The sequence below is a fragment of the Streptomyces venezuelae genome, assembly GCF_008642375.1.
Classification (GTDB): domain Bacteria; phylum Actinomycetota; class Actinomycetes; order Streptomycetales; family Streptomycetaceae; genus Streptomyces; species Streptomyces venezuelae_G.
In genome coordinates, this window is record NZ_CP029194.1 from 5,325,001 (window position 1) to 5,349,767 (window position 24,767).

The following is a 24,767-nucleotide window of genomic DNA, read 5'->3' on the forward strand; positions in this document are numbered from 1 at the left end:
GAGGCCACGATAGTCCCCGGGGAGCCGTCAACCAGGCTTTGATCCGGGGGTTTCCGAATGGGGAAACCCGGCAGTCGTCATGGGCTGTCACCCATGCCTGAACACATAGGGCATGTGGAGGGAACGAGGGGAAGTGAAACATCTCAGTACCCTCAGGAAGAGAAAACAACCGTGATTCCGGGAGTAGTGGCGAGCGAAACCGGATGAGGCCAAACCGTATGCGTGTGATACCCGGCAGGGGTTGCGCATGCGGGGTTGTGGGATCTCTCTTTCACAGTCTGCCGGCTGTGAGACGAGTCAGAAACCGTTGATGTAGGCGAAGGACATGCGAAAGGTCCGGCGTAGAGGGTAAGACCCCCGTAGCTGAAACATTGACGGCTCGTTTGAGAGACACCCAAGTAGCACGGGGCCCGAGAAATCCCGTGTGAATCTGGCGGGACCACCCGCTAAGCCTAAATATTCCCTGGTGACCGATAGCGGATAGTACCGTGAGGGAATGGTGAAAAGTACCGCGGGAGCGGAGTGAAATAGTACCTGAAACCGTGTGCCTACAAGCCGTGGGAGCGTCGGACATAGCTTGCTATGTCTCGTGACTGCGTGCCTTTTGAAGAATGAGCCTGCGAGTTTGCGGTGTGTTGCGAGGTTAACCCGTGTGGGGAAGCCGTAGCGAAAGCGAGTCCGAATAGGGCGATTTAGTAGCGCGCTCAAGACCCGAAGCGGAGTGATCTAGCCATGGGCAGGTTGAAGCGGAGGTAAGACTTCGTGGAGGACCGAACCCACCAGGGTTGAAAACCTGGGGGATGACCTGTGGTTAGGGGTGAAAGGCCAATCAAACTCCGTGATAGCTGGTTCTCCCCGAAATGCATTTAGGTGCAGCGTCGTGTGTTTCTTGCCGGAGGTAGAGCACTGGATAGGCGATGGGCCCTACCGGGTTACTGACCTTAGCCAAACTCCGAATGCCGGTAAGTGAGAGCACGGCAGTGAGACTGTGGGGGATAAGCTCCATGGTCGAGAGGGAAACAGCCCAGAGCATCGACTAAGGCCCCTAAGCGTACGCTAAGTGGGAAAGGATGTGGAGTCGCAGAGACAACCAGGAGGTTGGCTTAGAAGCAGCCACCCTTGAAAGAGTGCGTAATAGCTCACTGGTCAAGTGATTCCGCGCCGACAATGTAGCGGGGCTCAAGCGTACCGCCGAAGTCGTGTCATTGCAGCAATAGGGCCAACGCCCGCTGTGATGGGTAGGGGAGCGTCGTGTGCCGGGTGAAGCAGCCGCGGAAGCGAGTTGTGGACGGTTCACGAGTGAGAATGCAGGCATGAGTAGCGATACACACGTGAGAAACGTGTGCGCCGATTGACTAAGGGTTCCTGGGTCAAGCTGATCTGCCCAGGGTAAGTCGGGACCTAAGGCGAGGCCGACAGGCGTAGTCGATGGACAACCGGTTGATATTCCGGTACCCGCTTTGAAACGCCCAATATCGAGCCCATTAATGCTAAGGCCGTGAAGCCGTTCCGGACCCTTCGGGGAAAGGAAAGTGGTGGAGCCGTCGACCCAAGGTGGTAGTAGGTAAGCGATGGGGTGACGCAGGAAGGTAGTCCAGCCCGGGCGGTGGTAGTCCCGGGGTAAGGGTGTAGGGCGTGTGATAGGCAAATCCGTCACGCATTAAGCCTGAGACCTGATGCCGAGCCGATTGTGGTGAAGTGGATGATCCTATGCTGTCGAGAAAAGCCTCTAGCGAGTTTCATGGCGGCCCGTACCCTAAACCGACTCAGGTAGTCAGGTAGAGAATACCGAGGCGTTCGGGTGAACTATGGTTAAGGAACTCGGCAAAATGCCCCCGTAACTTCGGGAGAAGGGGGGCCATCACCGGTGATAGGACTTGCTCCTTGAGCTGGGGGTGGCCGCAGAGACCAGCGAGAAGCGACTGTTTACTAAAAACACAGGTCCGTGCGAAGCCGTAAGGCGATGTATACGGACTGACGCCTGCCCGGTGCTGGAACGTTAAGGGGACCGGTTAGTCACATTTCGGTGTGGCGAAGCTGAGAACTTAAGCGCCAGTAAACGGCGGTGGTAACTATAACCATCCTAAGGTAGCGAAATTCCTTGTCGGGTAAGTTCCGACCTGCACGAATGGCGTAACGACTTCTCGACTGTCTCAACCATAGGCCCGGTGAAATTGCACTACGAGTAAAGATGCTCGTTTCGCGCAGCAGGACGAAAAGACCCCGGGACCTTTACTACAGTTTGATATTGGTGTTCGGTTCGGCTTGTGTAGGATAGGTGGGAGACTTTGAAGCCGTGACGCCAGTCATGGTGGAGTCGCCGTTGAAATACCACTCTGGTCGTGCTGGATGTCTAACCTCGGTCCGTGATCCGGATCAGGGACAGTGTCTGATGGGTAGTTTAACTGGGGCGGTTGCCTCCCAAAGGGTAACGGAGGCGCCCAAAGGTTCCCTCAGCCTGGTTGGCAATCAGGTGTTGAGTGTAAGTGCACAAGGGAGCTTGACTGTGAGACCGACGGGTCGAGCAGGGACGAAAGTCGGGACTAGTGATCCGGCGGTGGCTTGTGGAAGCGCCGTCGCTCAACGGATAAAAGGTACCCCGGGGATAACAGGCTGATCTTCCCCAAGAGTCCATATCGACGGGATGGTTTGGCACCTCGATGTCGGCTCGTCGCATCCTGGGGCTGGAGTCGGTCCCAAGGGTTGGGCTGTTCGCCCATTAAAGCGGTACGCGAGCTGGGTTTAGAACGTCGTGAGACAGTTCGGTCTCTATCCGCTGTGCGCGTAGGAATATTGAGAAGGGCTGTCCCTAGTACGAGAGGACCGGGACGGACGAACCTCTGGTGTGCCAGTTGTCCTGCCAAGGGCATGGCTGGTTGGCTACGTTCGGGAGGGATAACCGCTGAAAGCATCTAAGCGGGAAGCCTGCTTCAAGATGAGTATTCCCACCTCCTTGAGAGGGTAAGGCTCCCAGTAGACCACTGGGTTGATAGGCCGGATGTGGAAGCCCAGTAATGGGTGGAGCTGACCGGTACTAATAGGCCGAGGGCTTGTCCTCAGTTGCTCGCGTCCACTGTGTTAGTTCTGAAGTAACGAACACGCCCCCCTTTGGGTGGTGCGGCGGTTCATATCTTCATAGAGTTTCGGTGGTCATAGCGTTAGGGAAACGCCCGGTTACATTCCGAACCCGGAAGCTAAGCCTTTCAGCGCCGATGGTACTGCAGGGGGACCCTGTGGGAGAGTAGGACGCCGCCGAACAATCATTGTGGGAAAGCCCCGCACCTTATGGTGCGGGGCTTTTCTGCGTTTACGGGCCGGATCCCCTTCGGAGGGTTGGCCGGGAGACGGATATAAGGCCATGGGTCAGAGGCGGCCGGCTGCTTTCAGGGCGAGGTAGGCGTCGGCCAGGGCGGGAGCGAGGGTGTCGGGAGAGGCGTCGACGACGGTGACGCCGTGGCGGCGGAGCTGGTCCGCCGTACGGGCACGCTGTGACTGCGTCTGGGTGGTGGCGGCGGCTTCATAGACAGCTTCGATCGTGCCGCGGGCTCCTGCCATGACGGCGGTATGGGGATCGGCGACGGAGGCCACCAGAACCGTGTGGCGCTGCGTGAGCTGCGGCAGCACCGGGAGGAGGCCCTCCTCGATCGGGGCCGCGTCCAGGGCCGTCAGGAGGACGACGAGAGAGCGGCGCGGGGCACGTGACGGGGCCGTGGCGGCGAGGCCGCGGGCGTCCGTCTCGACGAGCTCCGGTTCGAGCGGGGCGAGGGCGTTGACCATAGCGGGCAGAACGTCGCCCGCGGATCGGCCCTGGACCTGGGCGCGGAGGCGGCGGTCGTAGGCCACGAGGTCCACGCGGTCACCGGCTCGGGAGGCCAGGGCGGTGAGGAGAAGCGCTGCGTCCATCGCGGCGTCCAGCCGGGGGACGTCGCCGACACGGCCGGCCGAGGTGCGGCCCGTGTCGAGGACGATGAGGATGTGGCGGTCGCGCTCGGGGCGCCAGGTGCGGACGGCGACCGCGGTCTGGCGTGCTGTGGCGCGCCAGTCGATCGAGCGGGTGTCGTCACCGGGGACGTACTCGCGGAGGCTGTCGAACTCGGTGCCCTCGCCGCGGGTCAGCACGCTGGTGCGGCCGTCCATCTCGCGGAGGCGGGCCAGGCGGGACGGCAGGTGCTTGCGGCTGGTGAAGGGCGGCAGGACGCGGACGGTCCAGGGCACCTCGTGGTTGCCCTGTCGGGCGGCGAGGCCCAGGGGGCCGTACGAGCGGACGGTGATCCGTTCCGCTCGGCGGTCGCCGCGGCGCGTGGGGCGGAGTCTGGTGGTGAGGCGGCGGCGCTCGCCGGCGGGGACCGTGAGCTGGTGACGGGACGCCGCCTGCTCGGTGCCGGGGAGCCAGCTGCTGGGCGGCCAGGCGTCGCGGAGGTGGGCGCGGAGGCGGCGGCGGGACGGGTTGGTGACCGTGAGCTGGACTTCTGCCGCGTCACCGAGTCGAACGGATGTGTCACCGCTTCGAGTGAACTGGAGCGTTCTTACTGGCGCGGCCATGGCGTAGTCGCACAGAATTGCTAGTGAGAGGGGCGCGTTCACCGCGAGCATCCCCGCCCAGCTGGGGGCGAGGATGCCGACGGGGAGCGATCCGAGGGCGGCGAGCAGCGCGGTTCGTCCGGTGAGGGCCATGGGGCGCCGTTCTCAGCGGGGGACGGGGACGTGGGCGAGGATCGAATTGATGACGGAGTCACCGGTGACTCCCTCCATCTCGGCCTCGGGCCGCAGGTGGATGCGATGACGCAGGGTGGGGAGTGCGAGGGCCTTCACGTCGTCGGGGGTGACGTAGTCCCGGCCGGTGAGCCAGGCCCAGGCGCGGGCGGTGGAGAGCAGGGCGGTGGCGCCTCGGGGGGAGACCCCGAGCGTGAGTGAGGGGGATTCACGCGTGGCACGACAGATATCGACGACATAGCTGGCGATCTCGGGGGAGACCGCGACCTTGGCCACGGCGGCCCGGGCGGCTTCGAGTTCGGCGGGGCCCGCGACCGGGCGGACGCCGGCAGCCTTCAGATCGCGGGGGTCGAAGCCATCGGCGTGCCGGGTGAGGACCTGGATCTCGTCGGTGCGTGAGGGCAGAGGGACCGTCAGCTTCAGGAGGAAGCGGTCCAGTTGGGCCTCGGGGAGAGGGTAGGTGCCCTCGTATTCGACAGGGTTCTGGGTCGCGGCGACCAGGAAGGGTTCCGGGAGGGCGCGCGGGGTGCCGTCGACGGTGACCTGACGCTCCTCCATCGCCTCGAGGAGTGAGGACTGGGTCTTCGGGGGCGTGCGGTTGATCTCGTCGGCGAGCAGCAGGTTGGTGAAGACCGGGCCGGGCTGGAAGGAGAACTCTGCGGTCCGGGCGTCGTAGACCAGGGAGCCGGTGACGTCGCTCGGCATGAGGTCGGGGGTGAACTGGACGCGCTTGGTGTCGAGTTCGAGGGCGGCAGCGAGCGAGCGGACCAAGAGGGTCTTGGCCACTCCGGGGACGCCTTCGAGGAGGACGTGTCCCCGGCAGAGCAGGGCGACGACGAGACCGGTGACGGCGGGGTCCTGGCCGACCACGGCCTTCGCGATCTCGGCGCGCAGGGCCTCCAAGGAGGCGCGGGCGCTGTCCGAGTCCGTAGCGGTCTCGGGGGTCGGGGCGCTCATGAGGTGCGTACCTCTCTTTCGAGGGCGTCGAGTTGGTCCGCCAGGCGGATGAGGGTGGCGTCGTCGGCGGGAGCCGGGCCGAAGAGGAGGGTTCGAGGGTCCGCGGTGGTCTCGGGGAGACGGGCGGAGAGCGCGGGGAGCAGGCGCTCGGGGGAGTGGGCGTCCTGGACGGCGACGCCCAGGAGAGGGGCGATGCGGGTTCGGGTCGCCGTGCGGAGAACGGTGGCGGCGCGGTCGCGGGCGTCCGTCTTGCGGTAGAGGCGGGCGCGGCCCTCGGTGCTCTCTGAGGCGCGGACGGCGACGGGGAGGCGTTCTGTCACCAGGGGGCCGAGGCGGCGGCCGCGCCAGATGGCGGCGAGCAGGGCGGCGACGGCGAGTTGGAGCGTGCCCCACAGCCAGCCGGAGGGGATGAGCGAGAGGAAGTTGTCCGTGGTGTCGCCGGCGGGGGTGTCGGCGGTGGCCGAGGCGTCGGCGAGAGAGGGGAGGTACCAGACGAGATGGGGCCGGGAGCCGAGGAGTTGCAGGGCGAGCGAGGCGTTGCCCTGCTGGTCGAGACGGTTGTTGTAGAGGATGTCGGGCGAGCCGAGGAGGACGGTGTCGGCGGTGCCGGTGCTGTTGGGGAGGCGGACCAGGGTCGGCTTGCCGTCGGCGGGGTAGCAGGTGTCGGCCTCGGTGCCGGGGGTGATGACGTAGCGCTCGCCGCCGAGTTCGGCGCTGCCGGCGCGGGTGGCGGCGGGCAGGGTGCAGGCGGGGGCGCGGTTCGTCACCGGGGTGTCGGCGGCGTTGGTGACTTCCGGAGCCAGGGTGGGGAGGGAGGCGTGACCGGCGCCGACGAGGACCGTGCGGGTGTCCGACCGGGTCATCGTGGCGCGCAGGGTGGCCTGTTGGGTCTCCGTCAGAAGGTCGGGTGTGGTGACGAGGAGTGTGGTGCGGGCGTCCGTGGCTGCTGTCGCCTCGTCGAGGGTGGTGGCTGTGGTGACCGTGACGCCGCTGTCCCTGAGCAGTTCGGCTACGGCGCGGCTGCCGGTGGGGTCGGCGGAGCGGGGGTCGAGGGCGCCGTGGGATTCGGTGGAGCGGATCGTCGCGAGAGCGATGCCGCCGATGAGGATCAGGGCGAGGACGAGGGCGGCGCCACGGACGCGGGTCCAGATCTGGCGGGCGGACGGGGCGGTCGAGGTGGACTCGGCGGCCGGTCGGCTCATGAGGGCGCCCCTGGGGAAGCGGTGTCGAGGGCGGGCCGGGTCCGCTGCAGGGCGGTGTCCAGTTCCTCGATGCGGCGGTACGCGGGCTCGTCGGCGGTGCGGCCGCCGTATGTCACGTCGTCGAAGGCGCGGGCGGCGAGGCGCAGGTCGTCCGCGTGGGACGGGAGCGAGCGGCCGGCCTCGGCGGCGGCCTCGTCGGCGGTGCGGCCGGGGCGGGGGTCGAGCAGGACGCGCTCCTCGAGGGAGCGGACGATGGCCCGCATCCGTTCCTGGACGGCTTGGTTCCAGTCGCCGGCGGTGGCGTGGCGGGCGGCGGCCGCGCGGTGTTCGTCGGCGGTGCGGGGGCCGTCGGCGAAGAGGGAGTCGCCGGTGGTGGCCGGTGAGCGGTGGGGGGTGCCGAGTCGCCACCACAGGGCGGCGACGAGGGCGATGACGATCAGGACGATGGCGACGAGGCCGACGCCGCCGCCCGGGGTGGCCCCGGAGGCCGCGCTGAAGAGGTCGTCGACCCACTCCCAGAAGCGGTCGAGCCCGCGCTGGAGGAGGTTCGGATCGTTCTGGTGGTACATCGGCTCGGACAGCTCCCGCTCCGCCGCCTCGCGGGCGGGGATGCGGGAGATGTCCACCGGTACGTCGCCGTCGGCGCGCTGGAGCGTGAGTGGTGCGGTCGTTCCCCCCGGGACCGTCACGGCATCAGCCCCCGACGGTCTCGTCGCCGGGAGTGGGGCCGTAGCCGGGGAGGCCGGCGGCCCGGGCCAGTTCGAGGTCCAGCGCTTCGCGGCGGATGCGCTGGTCCACGTAGAGGAGGACCGTGACGCCGGCCGAGATCGGGTAGGTGACCGCGCTGGTGAGGACGCCGCCGATGCCGGTGATGATCAGGAAGGTCCAGCCGAAGGTGGGGGCGGAGCCGGTGAGGATTCCGGAGAAGCCGTCGCCGTCGACCGCGATGGCGACGATGGTGAACGGGATCGCGATGATCATGGCAAAGACGAAGATCAGCAGCTGGGTCAGGATCGTGATGCCGAAGATCCGCCACCACGAGCCCTGCACGAGCTTGGCCGAGCGCTTCAGCGACGTCATGACGCCCTGGCGCTCCAGCATCAGGGCCGGGGAGGCGAGGCTGAAGCGGATCACCAGCCAGATCGCCGCCACCGTGGCGCCGAGCCCGAGGAGCACGATCAGGGCCACGCCCGGGGCGCCGCCGATCAGGAGACCGGGCAGCAGACCGGCGAGCATGATGCCGGCGCTCATGGCCGCCATCAGCAGAGTGAGTCCGATGAGCTGGAGCAGGCGCGGGCGGGCCTCGCGCCAGGCCTCGCCGAGCGAGACGGGGCGGCCCAGGACCGCGCGGCTGATGACGACGGTCAGCAGGGCGGCGCAGACGACGGAGGCCATCAGCGTGACGATCAGGGCGGGGCCGAGGCCGATCATGGAGTCCTGGGCGGACTGGACCGACTGCTCCAGCTGCTCGGCGGGTGTCGCGTCAGGGCTGAGCGCCGGTGTCTTCGGGACGAGATACCGCTCGGCCAGGATGCTGGCGACCTGGGAGATCACCGAGACCATGACCGAGAAGGACAGCACCGTGCGCCAGTAGGTGCGGAGTGTCTTCACCGAGCCGTCGAGGATCTCGCCCAGGCCGAGGGGGCGGAGCGGGATCACGCCCGGCTTCGCGGCCGGCGGCTTGCCCCAGTGCGCGTTCGGAGGCGGAGCCCCCCAGTTCTGGCCGGGGGCCGGGGGTGGCGTCTGGCCGGTGGGCGGGGTCCAGCGGCCGGCGGGCGGCTGGTCCTTGGACCACTGAGGGGCGGAACCGTTCGCGTCGGCGGGGGTGGTGGGCCGGGGGATCCCGGAGCCGTCCTGGCCGTCGGAGGGGGCGGATCCGGGCGAGGTCCAGCCCGGAGTGTCGTTCACGGTTCGTCCACCTCGGGAAATGGTCGCGGTGCCGGATCGGCGAACCGGCTCGGTCACGGCGGCCGACACCGGACACGGCGGCGGGCCGGGTGCCATCGTGCCACGTGGGGGCCATCCGTGGGCGGGAGCGGCAGTCTCGTTCGTACCTTTGTCCGGACCTTCATTGTCCGGGCGGTAGGCGGCACACTGTGCGAATGCCCGACCAGGACGCGCGATCCGTGCGACGGCGGGCCGAGAGGAGCGCGATCCACGAGGTCGCGGCCCGGGCTGGGGGAGACGCTGTGGGACAGGTCACGGCAGGTAACGATTGGCTAATGGGATGATGTCGATATGAAGGGACGCGTTCTTGTCGTCGACGACGACACCGCACTGGCCGAGATGCTCGGGATTGTGCTGCGGGGTGAAGGGTTCGATCCGTCGTTCGTCGCGGACGGTGACAAGGCGCTTGCCGCTTTTCGGGAGGCCAAGCCGGACCTGGTGCTGCTGGACCTGATGCTGCCCGGAAGGGACGGCATCGAGGTGTGCAGGCTCATCAGGGCCGAGTCGGGTGTGCCGATCGTCATGCTCACCGCGAAGAGTGACACTGTCGACGTTGTGGTGGGCCTGGAGTCCGGGGCCGACGACTACATCGTCAAGCCGTTCAAGCCGAAGGAGCTCGTCGCCCGTATCCGGGCGCGGCTGCGGAGGTCCGAGGAGCCGGCGCCGGAGCAGCTCACCATCGGTGACCTGGTCATCGACGTGGCCGGGCACTCCGTGAAGCGGGAGGGGCAGTCCATCGCCCTGACCCCGCTCGAGTTCGACCTGCTGGTCGCACTGGCGCGCAAGCCGTGGCAGGTCTTCACCCGTGAGGTCCTGCTGGAGCAGGTCTGGGGCTACCGGCACGCGGCCGACACCCGGCTGGTGAACGTGCACGTCCAGCGGCTGCGCTCGAAGGTCGAGAAGGACCCCGAGCGCCCGGAGATCGTGGTGACCGTCCGTGGTGTCGGTTACAAGGCGGGACCGAGCTGACAATGACTACAGGCAGTACTGCTCCGAAGCCCGGGGACCCGGGAGACCGTACGGGGCGGGCTGCCGGACCGGGGCGGGGGGGCCCGCGTTTCGGCCGCCTGCTGGGCGGGCGGCTCCTCAGCGACGGGGCACCGGGGGGACCGGTGTTCCGGCTCCTCGCCCGCTGGGTCCGCCGACCGCTGCTGCCCGCTGTGCGGCTGTGGCGCCGGAACATTCAGCTGAGGGTCGTCGCGGGCACCCTGCTGATGTCCCTCGGCGTGGTGCTGCTGCTCGGCCTCGTCGTCATCGGCCAGGTCCGCAACGGGCTGCTCGACGCCAAGGAGCAGGCCGCCCAGAGCCAGGCCGCCGGGGGGTTCTCCGCCGCGCAGGACCGGGCGGCGATCACCTCGTCGGCGCCCGGCCAGCAGGACGGCGGCCGGACCGGCGCGTCCGTGAACTGGCGCTCCACGCTCGTCGAGCAACTCGCCAGTGGCGGCCAGAGCGCCTTCAACGTGGTCGCGCTCTCCCTCGACACCGGTGACACCGCGAGCCGTGGCGCCCGCGCCTCCGGCGAGGTCGACCCCACCAAGAGCATCCCCGCCGACCTGAGGCTCCACGTCGCCCAGGGCTCGAACACCTTCCAGAAGTCGACCCGGATCTACTACACCAGCGGTGAACCGTCCGAGGCCGGGCTGGTGATCGGCAAGCGGCTGAACGACGCCGATGGCACCCCGTACGAGCTGTACTACCTCTTCCCGCTGACGCAGGAGGAGGACTCGCTCACCCTCGTCAAGGGCACCCTCGCGACCGCCGGCCTGTTCGTCGTCGTGCTGCTCGGCGCCATCGCCTGGTTCGTGGTCCGGCAGGTCGTGACGCCCGTCCGGATGGCCGCCGGGATCGCCGAGCGGCTCTCGGCCGGCCGCCTCCAGGAACGGATGAAGGTCACCGGCGAGGACGACATCGCGCGCCTCGGCGAGGCCTTCAACAAGATGGCCCAGAGCCTCCAGCTCAAGATCCAGCAGCTCGAGGAGCTGTCGCGGATGCAGCGCCGGTTCGTCTCCGACGTCTCGCACGAGCTGCGCACCCCGCTGACCACGGTCCGGATGGCCGCCGATGTCATCCACGAGGCCCGCGTCGACTTCGATCCCGTCACCGGACGGGCCGCCGAGCTCCTCGGCGATCAGCTCGACCGTTTCGAGTCGCTGCTCTCCGACCTCCTGGAGATCAGCCGCTTCGACGCGGGAGCGGCGGCCCTGGAGGCCGAGCCGATAGACCTGCGCCAGGTCGTGCGCCGGGTCATCGGTGGCGCCGAACCCCTCGCCGAGCGCAAGGGCACCCGGATCGTCGTCCTCGGCGACGAGCAGCCGGTGGTGGCCGAGGCGGACGCCCGCCGGGTCGAGCGGGTGCTGCGCAACCTCGTCGTCAACGCCGTCGAGCACGGTGAGGGACGGGACGTGGTGGTGAAGCTCGCCGCCGCCGGCGGGGCCGTCGCCGTCGCCGTCCGCGACTACGGCGTCGGACTCAAGCCGGGCGAGGCGACCCGGGTGTTCAACCGCTTCTGGCGCGCCGACCCGGCCCGCGCGCGCACCACCGGCGGTACGGGCCTCGGACTGTCGATCGCCGTGGAGGACGCGCGGCTGCACGGCGGCTGGCTGCAGGCCTGGGGCGAGCCCGGCGGCGGGTCGCAGTTCCGGCTGACCCTGCCGAGGACCGCGGACGAACCGCTGCGCGGCTCCCCGATCCCGCTGGAGCCCGAGGACTCGCGGCGCAATCGTGAACAGGCGACCGCCGGGCGCGTACAGGAGAGCACGCGCCGCGTGGCGCTTCCAGCGCAGCCCGCCGGAGACAGGCCGTCGCTCCCCGTACCGCCGAGGCTGCCCGCGGCGCCGAGGGCGACCGTCGACCCGACGGCCCTGCCCGGCAGCGGGTCCAGAGTGGTGCCGCGAGCGGCGACGGAGAGTGACGGCGTCGGGGCGAGCACGGCGACGGCCGGGGGAACCGGGAACGCGGAGCGGGAGGACGGGACACGTGGGCGCTGACTCCCGACAGGGACGCGCGGGGCGGGGCGGGAACACACGGGCGATCGTGCTGGCCGCGTGCGGCGGGCTCGTCGTCACCGGGTGCGCGACGATGCCCGACAGCGGTGACGTGGAGACGGTGAAGGGGGCGAACCTCGGTGACTCGCAGGTGCGGGTCTATGCCGTCGCCCCCCGGGAGAACGCCGACCCGGACGAGATCGTCGACGGCTTCCTGGAGGCCATGACCAGCGACGACCCCGGTTTCGCCACCGCCCGCAAGTATCTGACGGACGCTGCCTCGAAGACCTGGAAGCCGGAGCAGAGCATTACGGTGCTCACCACCGCGCCCGACCGCGAACAGGCCGACCGGAACGCCGACCCGGACAACCAGGGCCGCGCCTACCCGCTCTCCGGCCGCAAGATCGCGACGGTGGACGCCCGCCACGCCTACCAGCCGCACAGCCCCGCCGCGTACGTCCAGTCGATCCACGTCGTGCAGCAGCCCTCCGAGGACGGCAAGGGCAAGGAATGGCGCATCGACAGCCTGCCGTCCGGTCTGGTGCTCGGCGAGGCCGATTTCCTGCGCAACTACCGGTCGGTCAACAAGTACTACTTCGCCTCCCGGGAGGACTGGCTCGTGGCCGACCCGGTCTACATCCGGCAGCGGCAGGACCCGGTCACCCGGATGGATCCCGTGACGCAGACCGTCAAGGCGCTGCTCGAAGGGCCGACGAACTGGCTGAAGACGGCCGTCGACTCGCAGTTTCCCTCCGGTACGGAGCTGAAGGCGGGTGTCACCTCGCTGGCGACGGACGACCAGTCCACGCTGAAGGTGCCGCTCAACGCCAAGGCCGAGCTGGTGAGCGGCGAGGCGTGCCGGCGGATGGCGGCGCAGCTGCTCTTCACACTGGGCGACCTGACCTCCGTACGCGTCGAGCAGGTCGAGCTCCTGAAGCCGAAGGGGGAGTCCCTGTGCCGCCTGGGCAAGGAGCAGGCGGCGGAGTTCGCGGCGGTCCGCAACACCGCGCCGCAGGAGAACCCGTACTTCCTCGACGAGCACGGCAAGCTGAAGATGCTGGCGGTCCAGGGCAAGGAGACCGACGAGCCCGCAGGGGTCGTGCCGGGGCCGTTCGGCAGCGGCACGACGCCGCTCACCTCGGTCGCCGTCGACCGTGGTGAGACCCGGGCCGCCGGGGTCGGGTCGGGCGGACGCGATCTGTTCGTCTCCTCGATCACCACGGAGCAGGACCCGCTGCCGGCGGTGCTGTCGAGCAAGGCGGTCCGTCCCACGGACCGGCTCTCCGCGCCGAGCTGGGACGGCCGGGGCGACCTCTGGGTCGCCGACCGCAACCCCGCCGACGCGCACCTGTGGATGGTGCCGGGCGGCTCCGGCGAACCCGTCGAGGTCCGTGCGCCGTGGCTGACGGAGGGCATGCGCGTGGAGGCCCTGCGGGTCTCGGCGGACGGCGTGCGGATCGCCCTGCTGGTCAAGCAGGGGGAGCGCACCACCTTGCAGATCGGCCGGATCGAGCGGCAGAAGGAGGGCGCGGAGCCCGCGGTTTCGGTCGTCGACCTGCAGCCCGCCGCGCCGCGCATGGAGTCGGTCACGGCCGTCTCCTGGGCCGGGCCGAGCCGTCTGGTCGTCGTCGGCAAGGAGGCGGGCGGCGTCCAGCAGATCCGCTACCTCCAGACGGACGGCTCGACCTCGGCGAGCTCGGTGCTCCCCGGCCTGAACGGGGTGACCTCGGTCGCCGCGCCGAACGGCGACGGGGCGCCGGTGGTGGCGAATTCCGGGAACGACGGCATCGTCCGGCTGGCTCCGGGCACCAACTGGCAGTCGGTGGTCAAGTCGGGCGCTTCGGCGGTCTACCCCGGGTAGGGGAGCGGGCGAAATCGTCGGGTCGAGCTGCGACCTGACGGATTCGGGGTGCCCGGCCGGTGCTCGGCGGGGTTTCCGGTGCGGGGCCGGTGTGCCTCGGTGCGGGGGCCGGGCGGCGGGCCCCGGGAGCGGTGGCTGACGGTTTTCCACAGGGGTGGTCCGTGGCGGCGGGAGCGCGCACAGTGGAGTCATGCGGGGGTGGTGGCGCGAGATCGCCGGGCTGGTGCTGCCGGTGGCCTGCGGAGGCTGCGGCAGGCCGCGCACCGTCCTGTGCCCGGAGTGCGCGGGCGCGCTGACCGGCTCAGGACCGCGCAGGGTGCAGCCCGCGCCCGAACCCGCGGGGCTGCCGGCGGTCCATGCCGCCGCGCCGTACGCCGACGCCGTACGGGAACTCCTCCTCGCTCACAAGGAACGTGGGGCGCTGGCGCTCGCCGGACCCCTGGGCGGGGCGCTCGCCGCCGCCGTGACGGCCGCTGCCGGGCCCGTCACGGGCCCCGCCTCCCCGCCCCTGCTCCTTGTACCGATGCCGTCCTCACGGCGCTCCGTGCGGGCGCGTGGCCACGATCCGACGCGACGGATCGCGCTGGCCGCGGCCGCCCGGCTGCGGCGTGCCGGGCGGGCCGCGCGGGTCGTGCCCGTGCTGCGTCAACGGCGGTACGTGGCGGACCAGGCGGGTCTCGGAGCGCGCGGACGGCTGGCGAACCTCTCGGGGGCGCTGGAGGTCGTACCGGGCGGTGCGCGCCTGCTCGGGACCGGAAGGGTGGTTCTCGTGGACGATCTGATGACGACGGGCGCCTCGCTCGCGGAGGCGGCGCGCGCACTCGGAGCCGTACACCGACCGTTCATTCCTGGATTACCTCAGGCAATGACGGAAAGATCGCAGGAGAGTTCCGCGCAGCACGGATTCGAACAGCGGCGGGCGGCTGTGATCGCATCCTCTCCCGCTTCGTTCGAAATAAACCGGAACTCGCCGGGAACTTGGATCGTTGCAGGTGGTGAGAGGTGAGAGCACCCGATCGGAGGTATGTCGCGGTAGCGGGTGCCGACACCCGTCCGAAGGGGCTATGTTCGGTTGTGAGGAATGGCGAATGCCACTGCCTCGCCGAATACATGGTTGCGCCTACAGGACAGGAGTTCAGGGCGAATTAACCTCGTGTCGATGGGGTGGGGATCTTGTCGACTGGGGAGGAGGAGGTGAAAGTCGCCGAGTCCGAGCTCCGGTAACCACCGGAGTCTGGTGCAAAGGGAGATGCCCTGCGGCCAAGGTGCCGATCAGGGCGATCCGGGAACGGAGTTCTGCGTGGACATCGTCGTCAAGGGCCGCAAGACCGAGGTGCCCGAGCGGTTCCGCAAGCACGTGGCCGAGAAGCTGAAGCTGGAGAAGATCCAGAAGCTCGACGGCAAGGTGATCAGCCTCGACGTCGAGGTGTCCAAGGAGCACAACCCGCGGCAGGCCGACCGGTCGGACCGCGTGGAGATCACCCTCCACTCCCGAGGCCCGGTGATCCGGGCCGAAGCGGCGGCAGGCGACCCGTACGCAGCCCTCGACCTCGCCAGCGACAAGCTGGAGGCCCGGCTGCGCAAGCAGCACGACAAGCGATACACCCGCCGTGGCAACGGCAGGCTGTCGGCAGCGGAGGTCGGGGACGTGGTGCCCGGCGCCGCCCAGCTCAACGGAAACGGCCAGCTGGTCGCCGACGAGTCCGACAAGGTGCCCACCACGATGATGGGCTCGATCGAGGTCCAGGGCGAAGGCCCGCTGGTGGTGCGTGAGAAGACCCACCGGGCCGCCCCCATGACGCTCGACCAGGCGCTCTACGAGATGGAGCTGGTCGGCCACGACTTCTATCTGTTCGTCGACTCGGACAACAAGCAGCCGAGCGTCGTCTACCGGCGACACGCGTACGACTACGGCGTCATCCACCTGGAGAGCGACCCGCTCGCCGAGGGCGGCGGCGCCGGCGGTGCACTCGGCGGCTGACGGCCCGCCACCGCACCACCCACAAACACCTCAGGAGTCCCACACGGTGCCCCTGGAGCGCGGTTCGCGCCCCCAGGGGCACCCCCGCGCGCCCATGGGTAACCCCGCGCGCCGCCGGGGCATGAAATCATGTCGTGCACGCCAACCGGTGCTCGTCGAGCAGCGGTTGGAGGACCGGAAACGAATTCAGGCCACGGCCTTCAGGGGGAGGAACGATGGCGGACAGCTTCGGGCCGGTGCTCAGGGGGCGTGAGCCCTTTGGGGCAGTCACTCCGGAGAGCGCGCCGGACGGATCGGATTCGGACAGTGCCGACTGTCGCAAGGAGCCGATTCGGGTCCTTGTCGTGGACGATCACGCCCTCTTCCGTCGAGGCCTGGAGATCGTCCTCGCCCAGGAGGAGGACATTCAGGTCGTCGGCGAGGCCGGTGACGGGGCCGAGGCGGTCGACAAGGCCGCCGATCTGCTGCCGGACATCGTCCTGATGGACGTGAGGATGCCCCGGCGCGGCGGCATCGAGGCGTGCACCTCGATCAAGGAGGTGGCCCCCAGCGCGAAGATCATCATGCTGACGATCAGCGACGAGGAGGCCGACCTCTACGACGCGATCAAGGCAGGGGCGACCGGCTACCTCCTCAAGGAGATCTCCACCGACGAGGTCGCCACGGCGATCCGCGCGGTCGCCGACGGGCAGTCGCAGATCAGTCCGTCGATGGCGTCCAAGCTCCTCACCGAGTTCAAGTCGATGATCCAGCGCACCGACGAGCGCAGGCTCGTGCCCGCGCCTCGGCTGACGGACCGTGAGCTGGAGGTCCTCAAGCTCGTCGCGACCGGCATGAACAACCGGGACATCGCCAAGGAGCTCTTCATCTCCGAGAACACGGTGAAGAACCACGTGCGGAACATCCTGGAGAAGCTCCAGCTCCACTCCCGCATGGAGGCCGTGGTCTACGCGATGCGGGAGAAGATCCTGGAGATCCGCTGAGGCTCCGGCACGGGGGAGGTGCTGCTGGGGGTCCGGGGGTTATCCCCCGGGGGGATGCAGTATCTCCGAGAACGCGGTGAAGAACCACGTGCGGAACATCCTGGAGAAGCTCCAGCTCCACTCCCGCATGGAGGCCGTGGTCTACGCGATGCGGGAGAAGATCCTGGAGATCCGCTAGGGCCGCTGTCGGCGCCCTGGACCGCTGATGGGCTCGTGGGGTCAGCCCAGGGCCCGTACCAAGTCCGGGGCGAGCTCCGGGTGGTTCATGCGCTCCGGGACCACGGAGACCGCGTCGCAGCCGACCCACTCGGCCGCCTCGCGCAGCGCCTGAGCCACCGCCGGTACGGCCTTGGGGCCGTCCAGGGTGACCTGCCGGGCGACCAGGGTGCCGCCCTCGCGCGCCGGGTCCACCCGGCCGACCAGCCGGCCGCCGGCCAGGACCGGCATCGCGAAGTAGCCGTGCACCCGCTTCGGCTTCGGCACGTACGCCTCCAGGCGGTGCGTGAAACCGAAGATCCGCTCCGTGCGGGGGCGCTCCCAGATCAGCGAGTCGAACGGCGAGAGCAGCGTCGTACGGTGCCGGCCGCGCGGCTCCGTCGCCAGCGCCGCCGGGTCCGCCCAGGCGGGCTTCCCCCAGCCCGCCACCGTCACCGGCACCAGACCCGAGGCCTCGACCACCGCGTCGAACTGCTCGGCCCTGATCCGGTGGTAGTCGGCGATGTCCGCGCGGGTGCCCACACCGAGCGCCTCGCCGGCCTGGCGGACCAGGCGCCGCACGCACTCGGTGTCGTCCAGGTCGTCGTGGAGCAGCTCCTGCGGGATCGCCCGCTCGGCCAGGTCGTACACCCGCTTCCAGCTGCGCCGCTCCGTGACGACGACCTCGCCGTGCATCAGCGCCCGCTCGACGGCGATCTTGGAGTCGGACCAGTCCCACCACTCGCCCTTGTTCTTCGCGCCGCCCAGTTCGGTCGCCGTCAGCGGCCCCCGGTCCCGCAGCTGGTCGATCACCTTGTCGTACGCCCCCGGGGACAGCTCGTGCCCCCAGTGCGGGCGGTCGCGGTAGGCGCGTCGGCGGAAGGCGAAGTGCGGCCACTCCTCGACGGGCAGGATGCAGGCGGCGTGCGACCAGTACTCGAAGGCGTGCGACTCGGTCCAGTAGGCGTCCTCGACCGTCGTACGGCCGACGGCGCCCAGGCGCGCGTACGGGATGAGCTCGTGCGAGCGGGCCAGGACGGAGATCGTGTCGAGCTGGACCTGACCGAGGGCGCGCAGCACCCCGCGGACCCCGGCCCTGCGGTCGGGCGCCCCCAGGAACCCCTGGGCGCGCAGGGCGATCCGGCGGGCTTCGTCGGCGGAGAGTTCGGCGGCGGGGCGCGGCGCAGTCGTCATGATCCGCACCCTAGAGCTCGGCACTGACAACCGGGCCCGCGATCAGGCCTGGGCGGGCTGATCGCGGGCCGGGAGGTACGGCAGCGGGCTCGGCAGGCCGAAGTCGGAGGGGAGCAGGGCGCCGACCCAGCAGTCGCGGAGCGTGCCCTTGTTGACGAGGCCGGCCCGCTGGACACCCTCAACGGCGAAGCCGACGCGCTCGGCGACCGCGCGCGACCCGGCGTTCCCGAGCTCGGCGCGCCAGAGGAGCCGGGTGCAGCCCAGGCCGGTGAACGCCCAGTGGGCCAGCGCCCTGACGATCTCCGTCATGTAGCCGTGGCCCCGGTGTTCCGCGCGGAGCCAGTAACCGACCTCCCAGACGCCCGAGCCGCGGCTGGTCAGCGAGACCGCGGCGAGCAGCGGGCCGCCGGCCACCGGCTCGACGGCGAAGGTGTAGTCCGAGTCCTCGCGCCAGCCGTCCGGCACGAGCCGGTGCAGGAAGAACTCGGCGTCCTGCCGGGTGTACGGGTCCGGTACGACCGTCCAGCGCCGGATGTCCGGGTCCTGGCAGATGTCGTACACCGCGTCGGCATCGCCGGGGACGAAGTTCCGCAGGCGCAGTCGATCGGTGGTGAGGGTGATCGGTTCCATGACTGGATTGTCGTGAGCCGCCCGGCCGGAAGCGAACACTTTTCGGGTGGGGCGGCACCTTCCGCCCACCTCGTGCGTTCTCTGTGAGGGTGGCCTCGCGGCTCGGGCACTGCGGGCCTCCCTTCGCGAGGGCGGTCTCGCTTACGATGGCCGTTGCGGTGGGGACCACCTGCCGTGCCCGCGCTCGCGTCGATCACAAGACCCAGTGCCAGGCCCGACCGGCAAGGAGACCAGCCTCAGTGTCCGTCTTCAACAAGCTCATGCGTGCAGGCGAAGGCAAGATCCTGCGCAAACTGCACCGCATCGCGGACCAGGTCAACTCCATCGAAGAGGACTTCGTCAACCTCTCCGACGCCGAGTTGAGGGCGCTCACCGATGAGTACAAGCAGCGGTACGCCGACGGCGAGAGCCTCGACGACCTCATGCCGGAAGCGTTCGCGACGGTCCGCGAGGCGGCCAAGCGCGTCCTCGGACAGCGCCACTACGACGTACAGCTCATGGGTGGCGCCGCGCTCCACCTGGGCTACGTCGCCGAGATGAAGACCGGTGAGGGCAAGACCCTCGTCGGCACCCTCCCCGCGTACCTCAACGCGCTCTCCGGCAAGGGCGTCCACCTGATCACGGTGAACGACTACCTGGCCGAGCGTGACTCCGAGCTCATGGGCCGCGTGCACCGGTTCCTGGGCCTCCAGGTCGGCTGCATCCTCGCCAACATGACCCCGGCCCAGCGTCGTGAGCAGTACGCCTGCGACATCACGTACGGCACGAACAACGAGTTCGGCTTCGACTACCTCCGCGACAACATGGCGTGGTCCCAGGACGAGCTCGTCCAGCGCGGCCACAACTTCGCCTGTGTCGACGAGGTCGACTCGATCCTCGTCGACGAGGCCCGTACGCCGCTGATCATCTCCGGCCCGGCCGACCAGGCCACCAAGTGGTACGGCGACTTCGCCAAGCTGGTCACCCGCCTCTCCAAGGGCGAGCCCGGCAACCCGCTCAAGGGCATCGAGGAGACCGGCGACTACGAGGTCGACGAGAAGAAGCGCACCGTCGCCATCCACGAGGCGGGCGTCGCCAAGGTCGAGGACTGGCTGGGCATCGACAACCTCTACGAGTCGGTGAACACCCCGCTCGTCGGTTACCTGAACAACGCCATCAAGGCGAAGGAACTGTTCAAGAAGGACAAGGACTACGTCGTCATGGACGGCGAAGTCATGATCGTCGACGAGCACACCGGCCGTATCCTCGCCGGTCGCCGCTACAACGAGGGCATGCACCAGGCGATCGAGGCGAAGGAAGGGGTGGCGATCAAGGACGAGAACCAGACCCTCGCCACGATCACCCTGCAGAACTTCTTCCTCCTGTACTCGAAGCTCTCCGGCATGACCGGTACGGCCATGACCGAGGCCGCCGAGTTCCACCAGATCTACAAGCTGGGCGTCGTCCCGATCCCCACGAACAGGCCGATGATCCGCAAGGACCAGTCCGACCTGATCTACCGGACCGAGGTCGCCAAGTTCGCCGCCGTCGTCGACGACATCGCGGAGAAGCACGAGAAGGGTCAGCCGATCCTCGTCGGCACGACCTCCGTCGAGAAGTCCGAGTACCTCTCGCAGCAGCTCTCCAAGCGCGGGGTGCAGCACGAGGTCCTCAACGCCAAGCACCACGACCGCGAGGCCAGCATCGTCGCCCAGGCCGGCCGCCGCGGCGCCGTCACGGTCGCCACGAACATGGCCGGTCGCGGTACGGACATCAAGCTCGGCGGCAACCCGGACGACCTCGCCGAGGCCGAGCTGCGCCAGGCGGGTCTCGACCCGGTCGACCACGTCGAGGAGTGGGCCGCGGCCCTCCCCGGCGCCCTGGAGCGCGCCGCGAAGGCCGTGAAGGCGGAGTTCGAGGAGGTCAAGGAGCTCGGCGGCCTGTACGTCCTCGGTACCGAGCGCCACGAGTCGCGCCGTATCGACAACCAGCTGCGCGGTCGTTCCGGCCGTCAGGGCGACCCCGGCGAGTCCCGTTTCTACCTGTCGCTCGGCGACGACCTGATGCGCCTGTTCAAGGCGCAGATGGTCGAGCGCGTCATGGCCATGGCCAACGTGCCGGACGACGTGCCCATCGAGAACAAGATGGTCACCCGTGCCATCGCCTCCGCGCAGTCGCAGGTCGAGACGCAGAACTTCGAGACGCGCAAGAACGTCCTGAAGTACGACGACGTCCTCAACCGGCAGCGTCAGGTCATCTACGGCGAGCGACGCCGCGTCCTGGAGGGCGAGGACCTGCACGAGCAGATCCAGCACTTCATGGACGACACGATCGACGACTACATCCGCCAGGAGACCGCCGAGGGCTTCGCGGAGGAGTGGGACCTCGACCGTCTGTGGAACGCGTTCAAGCAGCTCTACCCGGTGAAGGTCACCGTCGAGGAGCTGGAGGACGCGGCCGGGGACCGGGCCGGCATCACCGCCGAGTTCATCGCCCAGTCGGTCAAGGACGACATCCACGAGCAGTACGACGCCCGTGAGAAGCAGCTCGGCTCGGAGATCATGCGTGAGCTGGAGCGGCGTGTGGTCCTGTCGGTCCTGGACCGCAAGTGGCGCGAGCACCTCTACGAGATGGACTACCTCCAGGAGGGCATCGGCCTGCGCGCCATGGCGCAGAAGGACCCGCTGGTCGAGTACCAGCGCGAGGGCTTCGACATGTTCACCGCCATGATGGAGGGCATCAAGGAGGAGTCCGTCGGCTACCTGTTCAACCTGGAGGTCCAGGTCGAGCAGCAGGTCGAGGAGGTCCCGGTGCAGTCGAGCGCTCCCTCGCTCGACAAGACGGACGCCGTCCCCGCCGGGAACGGGCGTCCGGAGATCCGCGCCAAGGGGCTCGACGCGCCGCAGCGGCCGGACCGGCTGCACTTCTCCGCGCCGACCGTCGACGGCGACGGCGGGGTCGTCGAGGGCGACTTCGAGTCCGGTGACGACTCCGGCGACGGGATGACGCGGGCGGAGCGTCGTAAGGCGCAGAAGAACGCGAGCGGCGGGCGTCGTCGCAAGAAGTGACGCGGCCGCTGACGCGGTCTGCGTCGTGACGCGGGCTGCTGATGCGGTGGACGTTGTGAGGTCGTGAGTGGAGGGGCCGGTACCCGGTGGGTGCCGGCCCCTTCGTCATGGGTGCCGGGCGGCCACGCCGAGTCCGTCGAGCTCCACGGCGGCGCAGCGCCAGCGCTGGTCGGCGCCGAGCTCCAGGCGGAATGCCATGGCCCGGACGCGGCGGCCGGTGGCGATGCTCGCGAAGGCCTCCATGGCCGTGCGGTGCCGGTCCAGCTGGACGGAGCAGCGGCGCAGGACCGGGCGGGGGCCGAGCGACCGCAGGGGCGTCGCCGGCGCGAGGTGGACGAGCTGCTCGTAGGCCTCGCCGACGGTGTGGCCGAGCATCCAGTGGACCGGCCGCTCGCCGCTGAGCACCGCGAGCAGGCGCTCCGCGAAGACGGTGTGCGGGGGGAGGGTTCGCGGCGGGGCCGGGGTCCGGGGGTGGGTGCCCGCGCCGCCGCGAGGCCTCGTGCCGGCGGGGCCGCCGGGGGCGGTGCGGGGGCGTGGAGTGCGCGGGCGGGTGGTGGCCGTGTAGCTGTCCATGGTGAGCCCCTGTCGTTGCGTAACCGAGTGGTACCGGTCGGTAACTTCTGTTGGGGATCTTGTACGGGCGGGGTCGGAGCCCCCGCAAGGAGTCCCTGGCCGCGCGGGAGCCATCGGGCGGGATCACCTATCAGGGTGACGCGGGGGAAAAGTGGCTCTTCAGGGGCTTGGAGGGGGGTGACCGCGGTGGACGGGCGGCGCCTTCGGCCTGCCGCCCCGAAGGGGGACTCCGCACGTATCCTGAGGGCCTCTCCGTCTACGAAAGCGGCCAGCCATGCGCGTGTACGTCCCTCTGACCCTCCCCGGTCTCGCACAGGTGCACACGGCAGGCGAGCTGGGGCCCGGACCGATCGCCGCGTACGCCGTCACCCCCGCACTGCGCGAGTGGTACGTCTCCGACGACATCGAGGAGCTGGAGTACGCGGCGCTCAACCGGGCCGCGGCCGCCTCCCTGCGGCTCCTCGCCGGCCTTCCCGGGGCGCCCCGGTGCCGGGTCGTCCTCGCCGTCGACGTGGCCGACAAGGACGTGGCCGCCGACCCCGACGGGGGGCACGACGCCGGTTCCATCGGCGAGGTCCGGATCACGGGGCCGGTTCCGCTGGCCAAGGCGGGGGCGGTGCACGCCGACGCGGACGACGCGGTGGAGGACGTCACGGCGGCGGCGGGCGCGCTCGGGGCGGCGGACCAGGGCGACGACGACGCCCAGTTCGTCGTGGACGGGGCCGAGGACCATGAGCTGCTGTGGTTCGGGGTGCAGGAGATTCCTGAGCTGCTGCGGCGGTAGTGGGGCAGGTGGGTCGGCCCCGGGCCGGGGGCGTTGTCGGAGGGGGCCGGTACCGTTTCTCCATGGGGAAGCACGACGGCTTGCGCGGCAAGCATCTGGTCTGGGACTGGAACGGGACACTGCTCGACGACATCGGCGCGGTGATCGGAGCGACGAACGCGGCCTTCGCCGAGCTCGGGCTCGAATCGATCACCCTGGAGCGGTACCGCGAGCTGTACACGGTGCCGGTGCCGAAGTTCTACGAGCGGCTGATGGGGCGGCTGCCCACGGACGAGGAGTGGACCGTCATGGACGGGGCCTTCCACCGGCACTACTGGCAGCGGGCCGAGGCCTGCTTGCTGACCGCCGGCGCGGCGGAGCTGCTCGCGGCGCGGCAGGAGTCCGGGTTCACGCAGTCGCTGTTGTCACTGGCGCCGCACACGGAGCTGATACCGCTGGTGCGGCGGCACGGGATCGCCGAGCGGTTCGTGCGGATGGACGGGCGCGTCGACGCGTCGAAGGACGGGAAGTCCGGGCACATGGTGCGGCACCTGGCCGCGCTCGCCGTCCCGGCGGACCGGGTGGTCGTCATCGGCGACGCGGCGGACGACGCGGTGGCGGCGGCGCACGTGGGTGCGAAGGCGGTGCTCTACACCGGGGGGTCGCACAGTCGGGCTTCGCTGGAGCGGGTGGGTGCGCCGGTGGTGGACTCGCTCGCGGAGGCGGTCGCTGTGGCCGAGGAGCTGGTCTAGGGCCTGTCACCCCTGCGGGGCGGGGCGGCTGAGGCTGTCCGCGGGCTGCGTCCGCAGGGTGGCTCTGTCCTTTGGTGGGCGCGGTGGGGGCCGGGTGCGGCCCGGTGGGTGGTTGTGGGCATGCTCCCCCAGAGGGGGGACGCCCACGCCCCGGCGGAACGCATGCCGGCACTCGCCGGGTGCAGATCCGCAACCAGCCCTGGCACCCGGCCCGCGGTCAGGACTTTGTTCGGAGGATCTTCAGGAATTCGCGCATCCAGGTGGGGTGGTCCGGCCAGGCCCGGGAGGAGACCAGGAGGCCGTCGACCACGGCTGCCGTGTCCTGGAAGGTGGCGCCGGCCGCCTGCATGTCCAGTTCCAGGGCCGGGTACGCCGTGACCCTGCGGCCCTCCAGGCCGCCGACCGCCGCCGTCAGGAGCGGGCCGTGGCAGATCTGGGCCACCGGCTTGTCCGCGTCGAAGAAGGCCTTCAGGATCTTGCGGAGCTCCGGGTCGTTGCGCAGGTACTCCGGTGCCCGGCCGCCCGGGATCACCACCGCCACGTACGCGCCCGGGTCGACCTCCGAGAAGGCCAGGTCCGCGGGCCAGGTGTAGCCGGGCTTCTCCGTGTACGTGTCGAAGCCGGGCTCGAAGTCGTGGACGACGAAGCGGAGCTGCTTGCGGGCGGGGGCGGCGATGTCGACCTCGTAACCCTCCTCAAGGAGGCGCTGGTAGGGGTACATCACCTCCAGCGACTCCGCCGCGTCCCCGGTCACGATCAGGATCTTCGCCATGGCTCTCCCAGGTCACAGATGGGTCGGTCTGTCGTGCTGTGCCCATGCTTGCGTACACGCTGCCCCGGGCGGGCCGCTTTGCCAAGAGGACACGTGTCGCTGTCCATATCGTCAAACTTGGCCCGCTCTTTTGTACGCATACGGCTCATGACGCTTCGGGGGGCGAGAGCGATAGGCTTTTGCCGTGATCAGCGCGATACGCCGTGGGGGCAG

The 24,767-nt window shown here is 69.4% G+C and carries 19 protein-coding genes and 2 rRNA genes (1 of these 21 running past the window's edge); 12 read left to right on the plus strand and 9 right to left on the minus strand.

The genetic code is table 11. The annotated features are described in order from the left end of the window. Both DEJ46_RS24530 and rrf read left to right on the plus strand, forming a co-directional pair. A 23S ribosomal RNA gene (locus DEJ46_RS24530) occupies nt 1–3,058 on the plus strand; it begins 61 nt to the left of the window's first position. 84 nt (nt 3,059–3,142) lie between these two features. Continuing rightward, a 5S ribosomal RNA gene (rrf, locus tag DEJ46_RS24535) occupies nt 3,143–3,258 on the plus strand. A gap of 105 nt (nt 3,259–3,363) precedes the next feature. Here rrf and DEJ46_RS24540 read toward each other — a convergent pair. From DEJ46_RS24540 to DEJ46_RS24560, 5 genes are read right to left on the minus strand one after another with little or no spacing between them, the layout of a single operon-like run. Continuing rightward, nucleotides 3,364–4,674 (minus strand): DUF58 domain-containing protein, encoded by a 1,311-nt coding sequence (locus tag DEJ46_RS24540; protein ID WP_150269689.1) that lies wholly within the window; start codon nt 4,672–4,674, stop codon nt 3,364–3,366. 12 nt (nt 4,675–4,686) lie between these two features. Then, the gene (locus tag DEJ46_RS24545; protein WP_150269691.1) at nt 4,687–5,670 is read right to left on the minus strand and encodes an AAA family ATPase; all 984 of its coding nucleotides are present in this window, start codon (nt 5,668–5,670) and stop codon (nt 4,687–4,689) included. Then, the gene (locus tag DEJ46_RS24550; RefSeq protein ID WP_150269693.1) at nt 5,667–6,872 is read right to left on the minus strand and encodes a DUF4350 domain-containing protein; all 1,206 of its coding nucleotides are present in this window, start codon (nt 6,870–6,872) and stop codon (nt 5,667–5,669) included. The genes DEJ46_RS24545 and DEJ46_RS24550 overlap by 4 nt, the downstream gene beginning before the upstream one ends. After that, nucleotides 6,869–7,561 carry a DUF4129 domain-containing protein gene (locus tag DEJ46_RS24555; protein WP_150269695.1) on the minus strand — a complete coding sequence of 231 codons (693 nt, stop codon included), beginning with the start codon at nt 7,559–7,561 and terminating at the stop codon, nt 6,869–6,871. Before DEJ46_RS24555 ends, DEJ46_RS24550 begins: the two co-directional genes overlap by 4 nt. 4 nt (nt 7,562–7,565) lie before the next feature. Next, the gene (locus DEJ46_RS24560) at nt 7,566–8,780 is read right to left on the minus strand and encodes a hypothetical protein (RefSeq protein WP_150269697.1); all 1,215 of its coding nucleotides are present in this window, start codon (nt 8,778–8,780) and stop codon (nt 7,566–7,568) included. Between the two features lie 330 nt (nt 8,781–9,110). Here DEJ46_RS24560 and mtrA point away from each other — a divergent pair, with 330 nt between their 5' ends. From mtrA to DEJ46_RS24595, 7 genes are all read left to right on the plus strand, one after another. Further along, the gene (gene mtrA / locus DEJ46_RS24565) at nt 9,111–9,788 is read left to right on the plus strand and encodes a two-component system response regulator MtrA (RefSeq protein ID WP_024758631.1); all 678 of its coding nucleotides are present in this window, start codon (nt 9,111–9,113) and stop codon (nt 9,786–9,788) included. Between the two features lie 2 nt (nt 9,789–9,790). Further along, nucleotides 9,791–11,806 (plus strand): MtrAB system histidine kinase MtrB, encoded by a 2,016-nt coding sequence (gene mtrB / locus DEJ46_RS24570; protein WP_190622870.1) that lies wholly within the window; start codon nt 9,791–9,793, stop codon nt 11,804–11,806. After that, complete coding sequence (locus tag DEJ46_RS24575) at nt 11,796–13,664, plus strand: LpqB family beta-propeller domain-containing protein (protein ID WP_223835056.1); 1,869 nt, start codon at nt 11,796–11,798, stop codon at nt 13,662–13,664. The genes mtrB and DEJ46_RS24575 overlap by 11 nt, the downstream gene beginning before the upstream one ends. A gap of 190 nt (nt 13,665–13,854) precedes the next feature. After that, on the plus strand, nt 13,855–14,670 hold the full coding sequence (locus tag DEJ46_RS24580; RefSeq protein WP_150269701.1) for a ComF family protein: 816 nt from the start codon (nt 13,855–13,857) through the stop codon (nt 14,668–14,670). Between the two features lie 294 nt (nt 14,671–14,964). Then, nucleotides 14,965–15,645 carry a ribosome hibernation-promoting factor, HPF/YfiA family gene (gene hpf, locus DEJ46_RS24585; RefSeq protein ID WP_055643172.1) on the plus strand — a complete coding sequence of 227 codons (681 nt, stop codon included), beginning with the start codon at nt 14,965–14,967 and terminating at the stop codon, nt 15,643–15,645. A 215-nt stretch (nt 15,646–15,860) separates the two neighbouring features. Then, nucleotides 15,861–16,628 carry a response regulator gene (locus DEJ46_RS24590; RefSeq protein ID WP_150269705.1) on the plus strand — a complete coding sequence of 256 codons (768 nt, stop codon included), beginning with the start codon at nt 15,861–15,863 and terminating at the stop codon, nt 16,626–16,628. 61 nt (nt 16,629–16,689) lie between these two features. Continuing rightward, nucleotides 16,690–16,806, plus strand: a complete 117-nt coding sequence (locus DEJ46_RS24595; RefSeq protein WP_411757834.1) for a LuxR C-terminal-related transcriptional regulator — start codon at nt 16,690–16,692, stop codon at nt 16,804–16,806. Nucleotides 16,807–16,847: 41 nt separating this feature from the next. On the opposite strand, the gene DEJ46_RS24600 is transcribed toward DEJ46_RS24595, so the two are convergent. Beyond that, nucleotides 16,848–18,017, minus strand: a complete 1,170-nt coding sequence (locus DEJ46_RS24600) for a winged helix-turn-helix domain-containing protein (RefSeq protein WP_190622872.1) — start codon at nt 18,015–18,017, stop codon at nt 16,848–16,850. Between the two features lie 42 nt (nt 18,018–18,059). Continuing rightward, entirely contained in the window at nt 18,060–18,647 is a 588-nt protein-coding gene (locus tag DEJ46_RS24605) for a GNAT family N-acetyltransferase (protein WP_150269709.1), read from the minus strand. Between the two features lie 239 nt (nt 18,648–18,886). On the opposite strand from DEJ46_RS24605, the gene secA reads away from it, so the two are divergent. Continuing rightward, the gene (secA, locus tag DEJ46_RS24610; RefSeq protein WP_150269711.1) at nt 18,887–21,694 is read left to right on the plus strand and encodes a preprotein translocase subunit SecA; all 2,808 of its coding nucleotides are present in this window, start codon (nt 18,887–18,889) and stop codon (nt 21,692–21,694) included. A 105-nt stretch (nt 21,695–21,799) separates the two neighbouring features. On the opposite strand, the gene DEJ46_RS40090 is transcribed toward secA, so the two are convergent. Further along, nucleotides 21,800–22,267, minus strand: coding sequence for an Rv3235 family protein (locus DEJ46_RS40090; protein WP_150269712.1), 468 nt, complete (start codon nt 22,265–22,267; stop codon nt 21,800–21,802). A 274-nt stretch (nt 22,268–22,541) separates the two neighbouring features. Here DEJ46_RS40090 and DEJ46_RS24620 point away from each other — a divergent pair, with 274 nt between their 5' ends. Together DEJ46_RS24620 and DEJ46_RS24625 are read left to right on the plus strand one after the other, a co-directional pair. Then, nucleotides 22,542–23,051: a DUF6912 family protein gene (locus DEJ46_RS24620; RefSeq protein ID WP_150269714.1), complete on the plus strand. Its 510-nt coding sequence runs from the start codon at nt 22,542–22,544 to the stop codon at nt 23,049–23,051. 62 nt (nt 23,052–23,113) lie between these two features. After that, a complete protein-coding gene (locus DEJ46_RS24625; RefSeq protein WP_150269716.1) occupies nt 23,114–23,782 on the plus strand; it encodes an HAD family hydrolase in 669 nt (222 codons plus the stop codon). A gap of 217 nt (nt 23,783–23,999) precedes the next feature. Here DEJ46_RS24625 and DEJ46_RS24630 read toward each other — a convergent pair whose 3' ends face one another. Then, nucleotides 24,000–24,554 (minus strand): DJ-1/PfpI family protein, encoded by a 555-nt coding sequence (locus tag DEJ46_RS24630; protein ID WP_150269718.1) that lies wholly within the window; start codon nt 24,552–24,554, stop codon nt 24,000–24,002. Between the last annotated feature and the right edge of the window lie 213 nt (nt 24,555–24,767).

Bases quoted from the DNA above. Each gene is read 5' to 3' on its own strand.
- DEJ46_RS40090 (WP_150269712.1), bottom strand. From the start codon at position 22,267: ATGGACAGCTACACGGCCACCACCCGCCCGCGCACTCCACGCCCCCGC.
- DEJ46_RS24605 (WP_150269709.1), bottom strand. From the start codon at position 18,647: ATGGAACCGATCACCCTCACCACCGATCGACTGCGCCTGCGGAACTTC.
- mtrA (WP_024758631.1), top strand. From the start codon at position 9,111: ATGAAGGGACGCGTTCTTGTCGTCGACGACGACACCGCACTGGCCGAG.
- DEJ46_RS24630 (WP_150269718.1), bottom strand. From the start codon at position 24,554: ATGGCGAAGATCCTGATCGTGACCGGGGACGCGGCGGAGTCGCTGGAG.
- DEJ46_RS24545 (WP_150269691.1), bottom strand. From the start codon at position 5,670: ATGAGCGCCCCGACCCCCGAGACCGCTACGGACTCGGACAGCGCCCGC.
- DEJ46_RS24600 (WP_190622872.1), bottom strand. From the start codon at position 18,017: ATGACGACTGCGCCGCGCCCCGCCGCCGAACTCTCCGCCGACGAAGCC.
- mtrB (WP_190622870.1), top strand. From the start codon at position 9,791: ATGACTACAGGCAGTACTGCTCCGAAGCCCGGGGACCCGGGAGACCGT.
- DEJ46_RS24540 (WP_150269689.1), bottom strand. From the start codon at position 4,674: ATGGCCCTCACCGGACGAACCGCGCTGCTCGCCGCCCTCGGATCGCTC.
- DEJ46_RS24620 (WP_150269714.1), top strand. From the start codon at position 22,542: ATGCGCGTGTACGTCCCTCTGACCCTCCCCGGTCTCGCACAGGTGCAC.
- DEJ46_RS24550 (WP_150269693.1), bottom strand. From the start codon at position 6,872: ATGAGCCGACCGGCCGCCGAGTCCACCTCGACCGCCCCGTCCGCCCGC.
- DEJ46_RS24625 (WP_150269716.1), top strand. From the start codon at position 23,114: ATGGGGAAGCACGACGGCTTGCGCGGCAAGCATCTGGTCTGGGACTGG.
- DEJ46_RS24590 (WP_150269705.1), top strand. From the start codon at position 15,861: ATGGCGGACAGCTTCGGGCCGGTGCTCAGGGGGCGTGAGCCCTTTGGG.
- DEJ46_RS24580 (WP_150269701.1), top strand. From the start codon at position 13,855: ATGCGGGGGTGGTGGCGCGAGATCGCCGGGCTGGTGCTGCCGGTGGCC.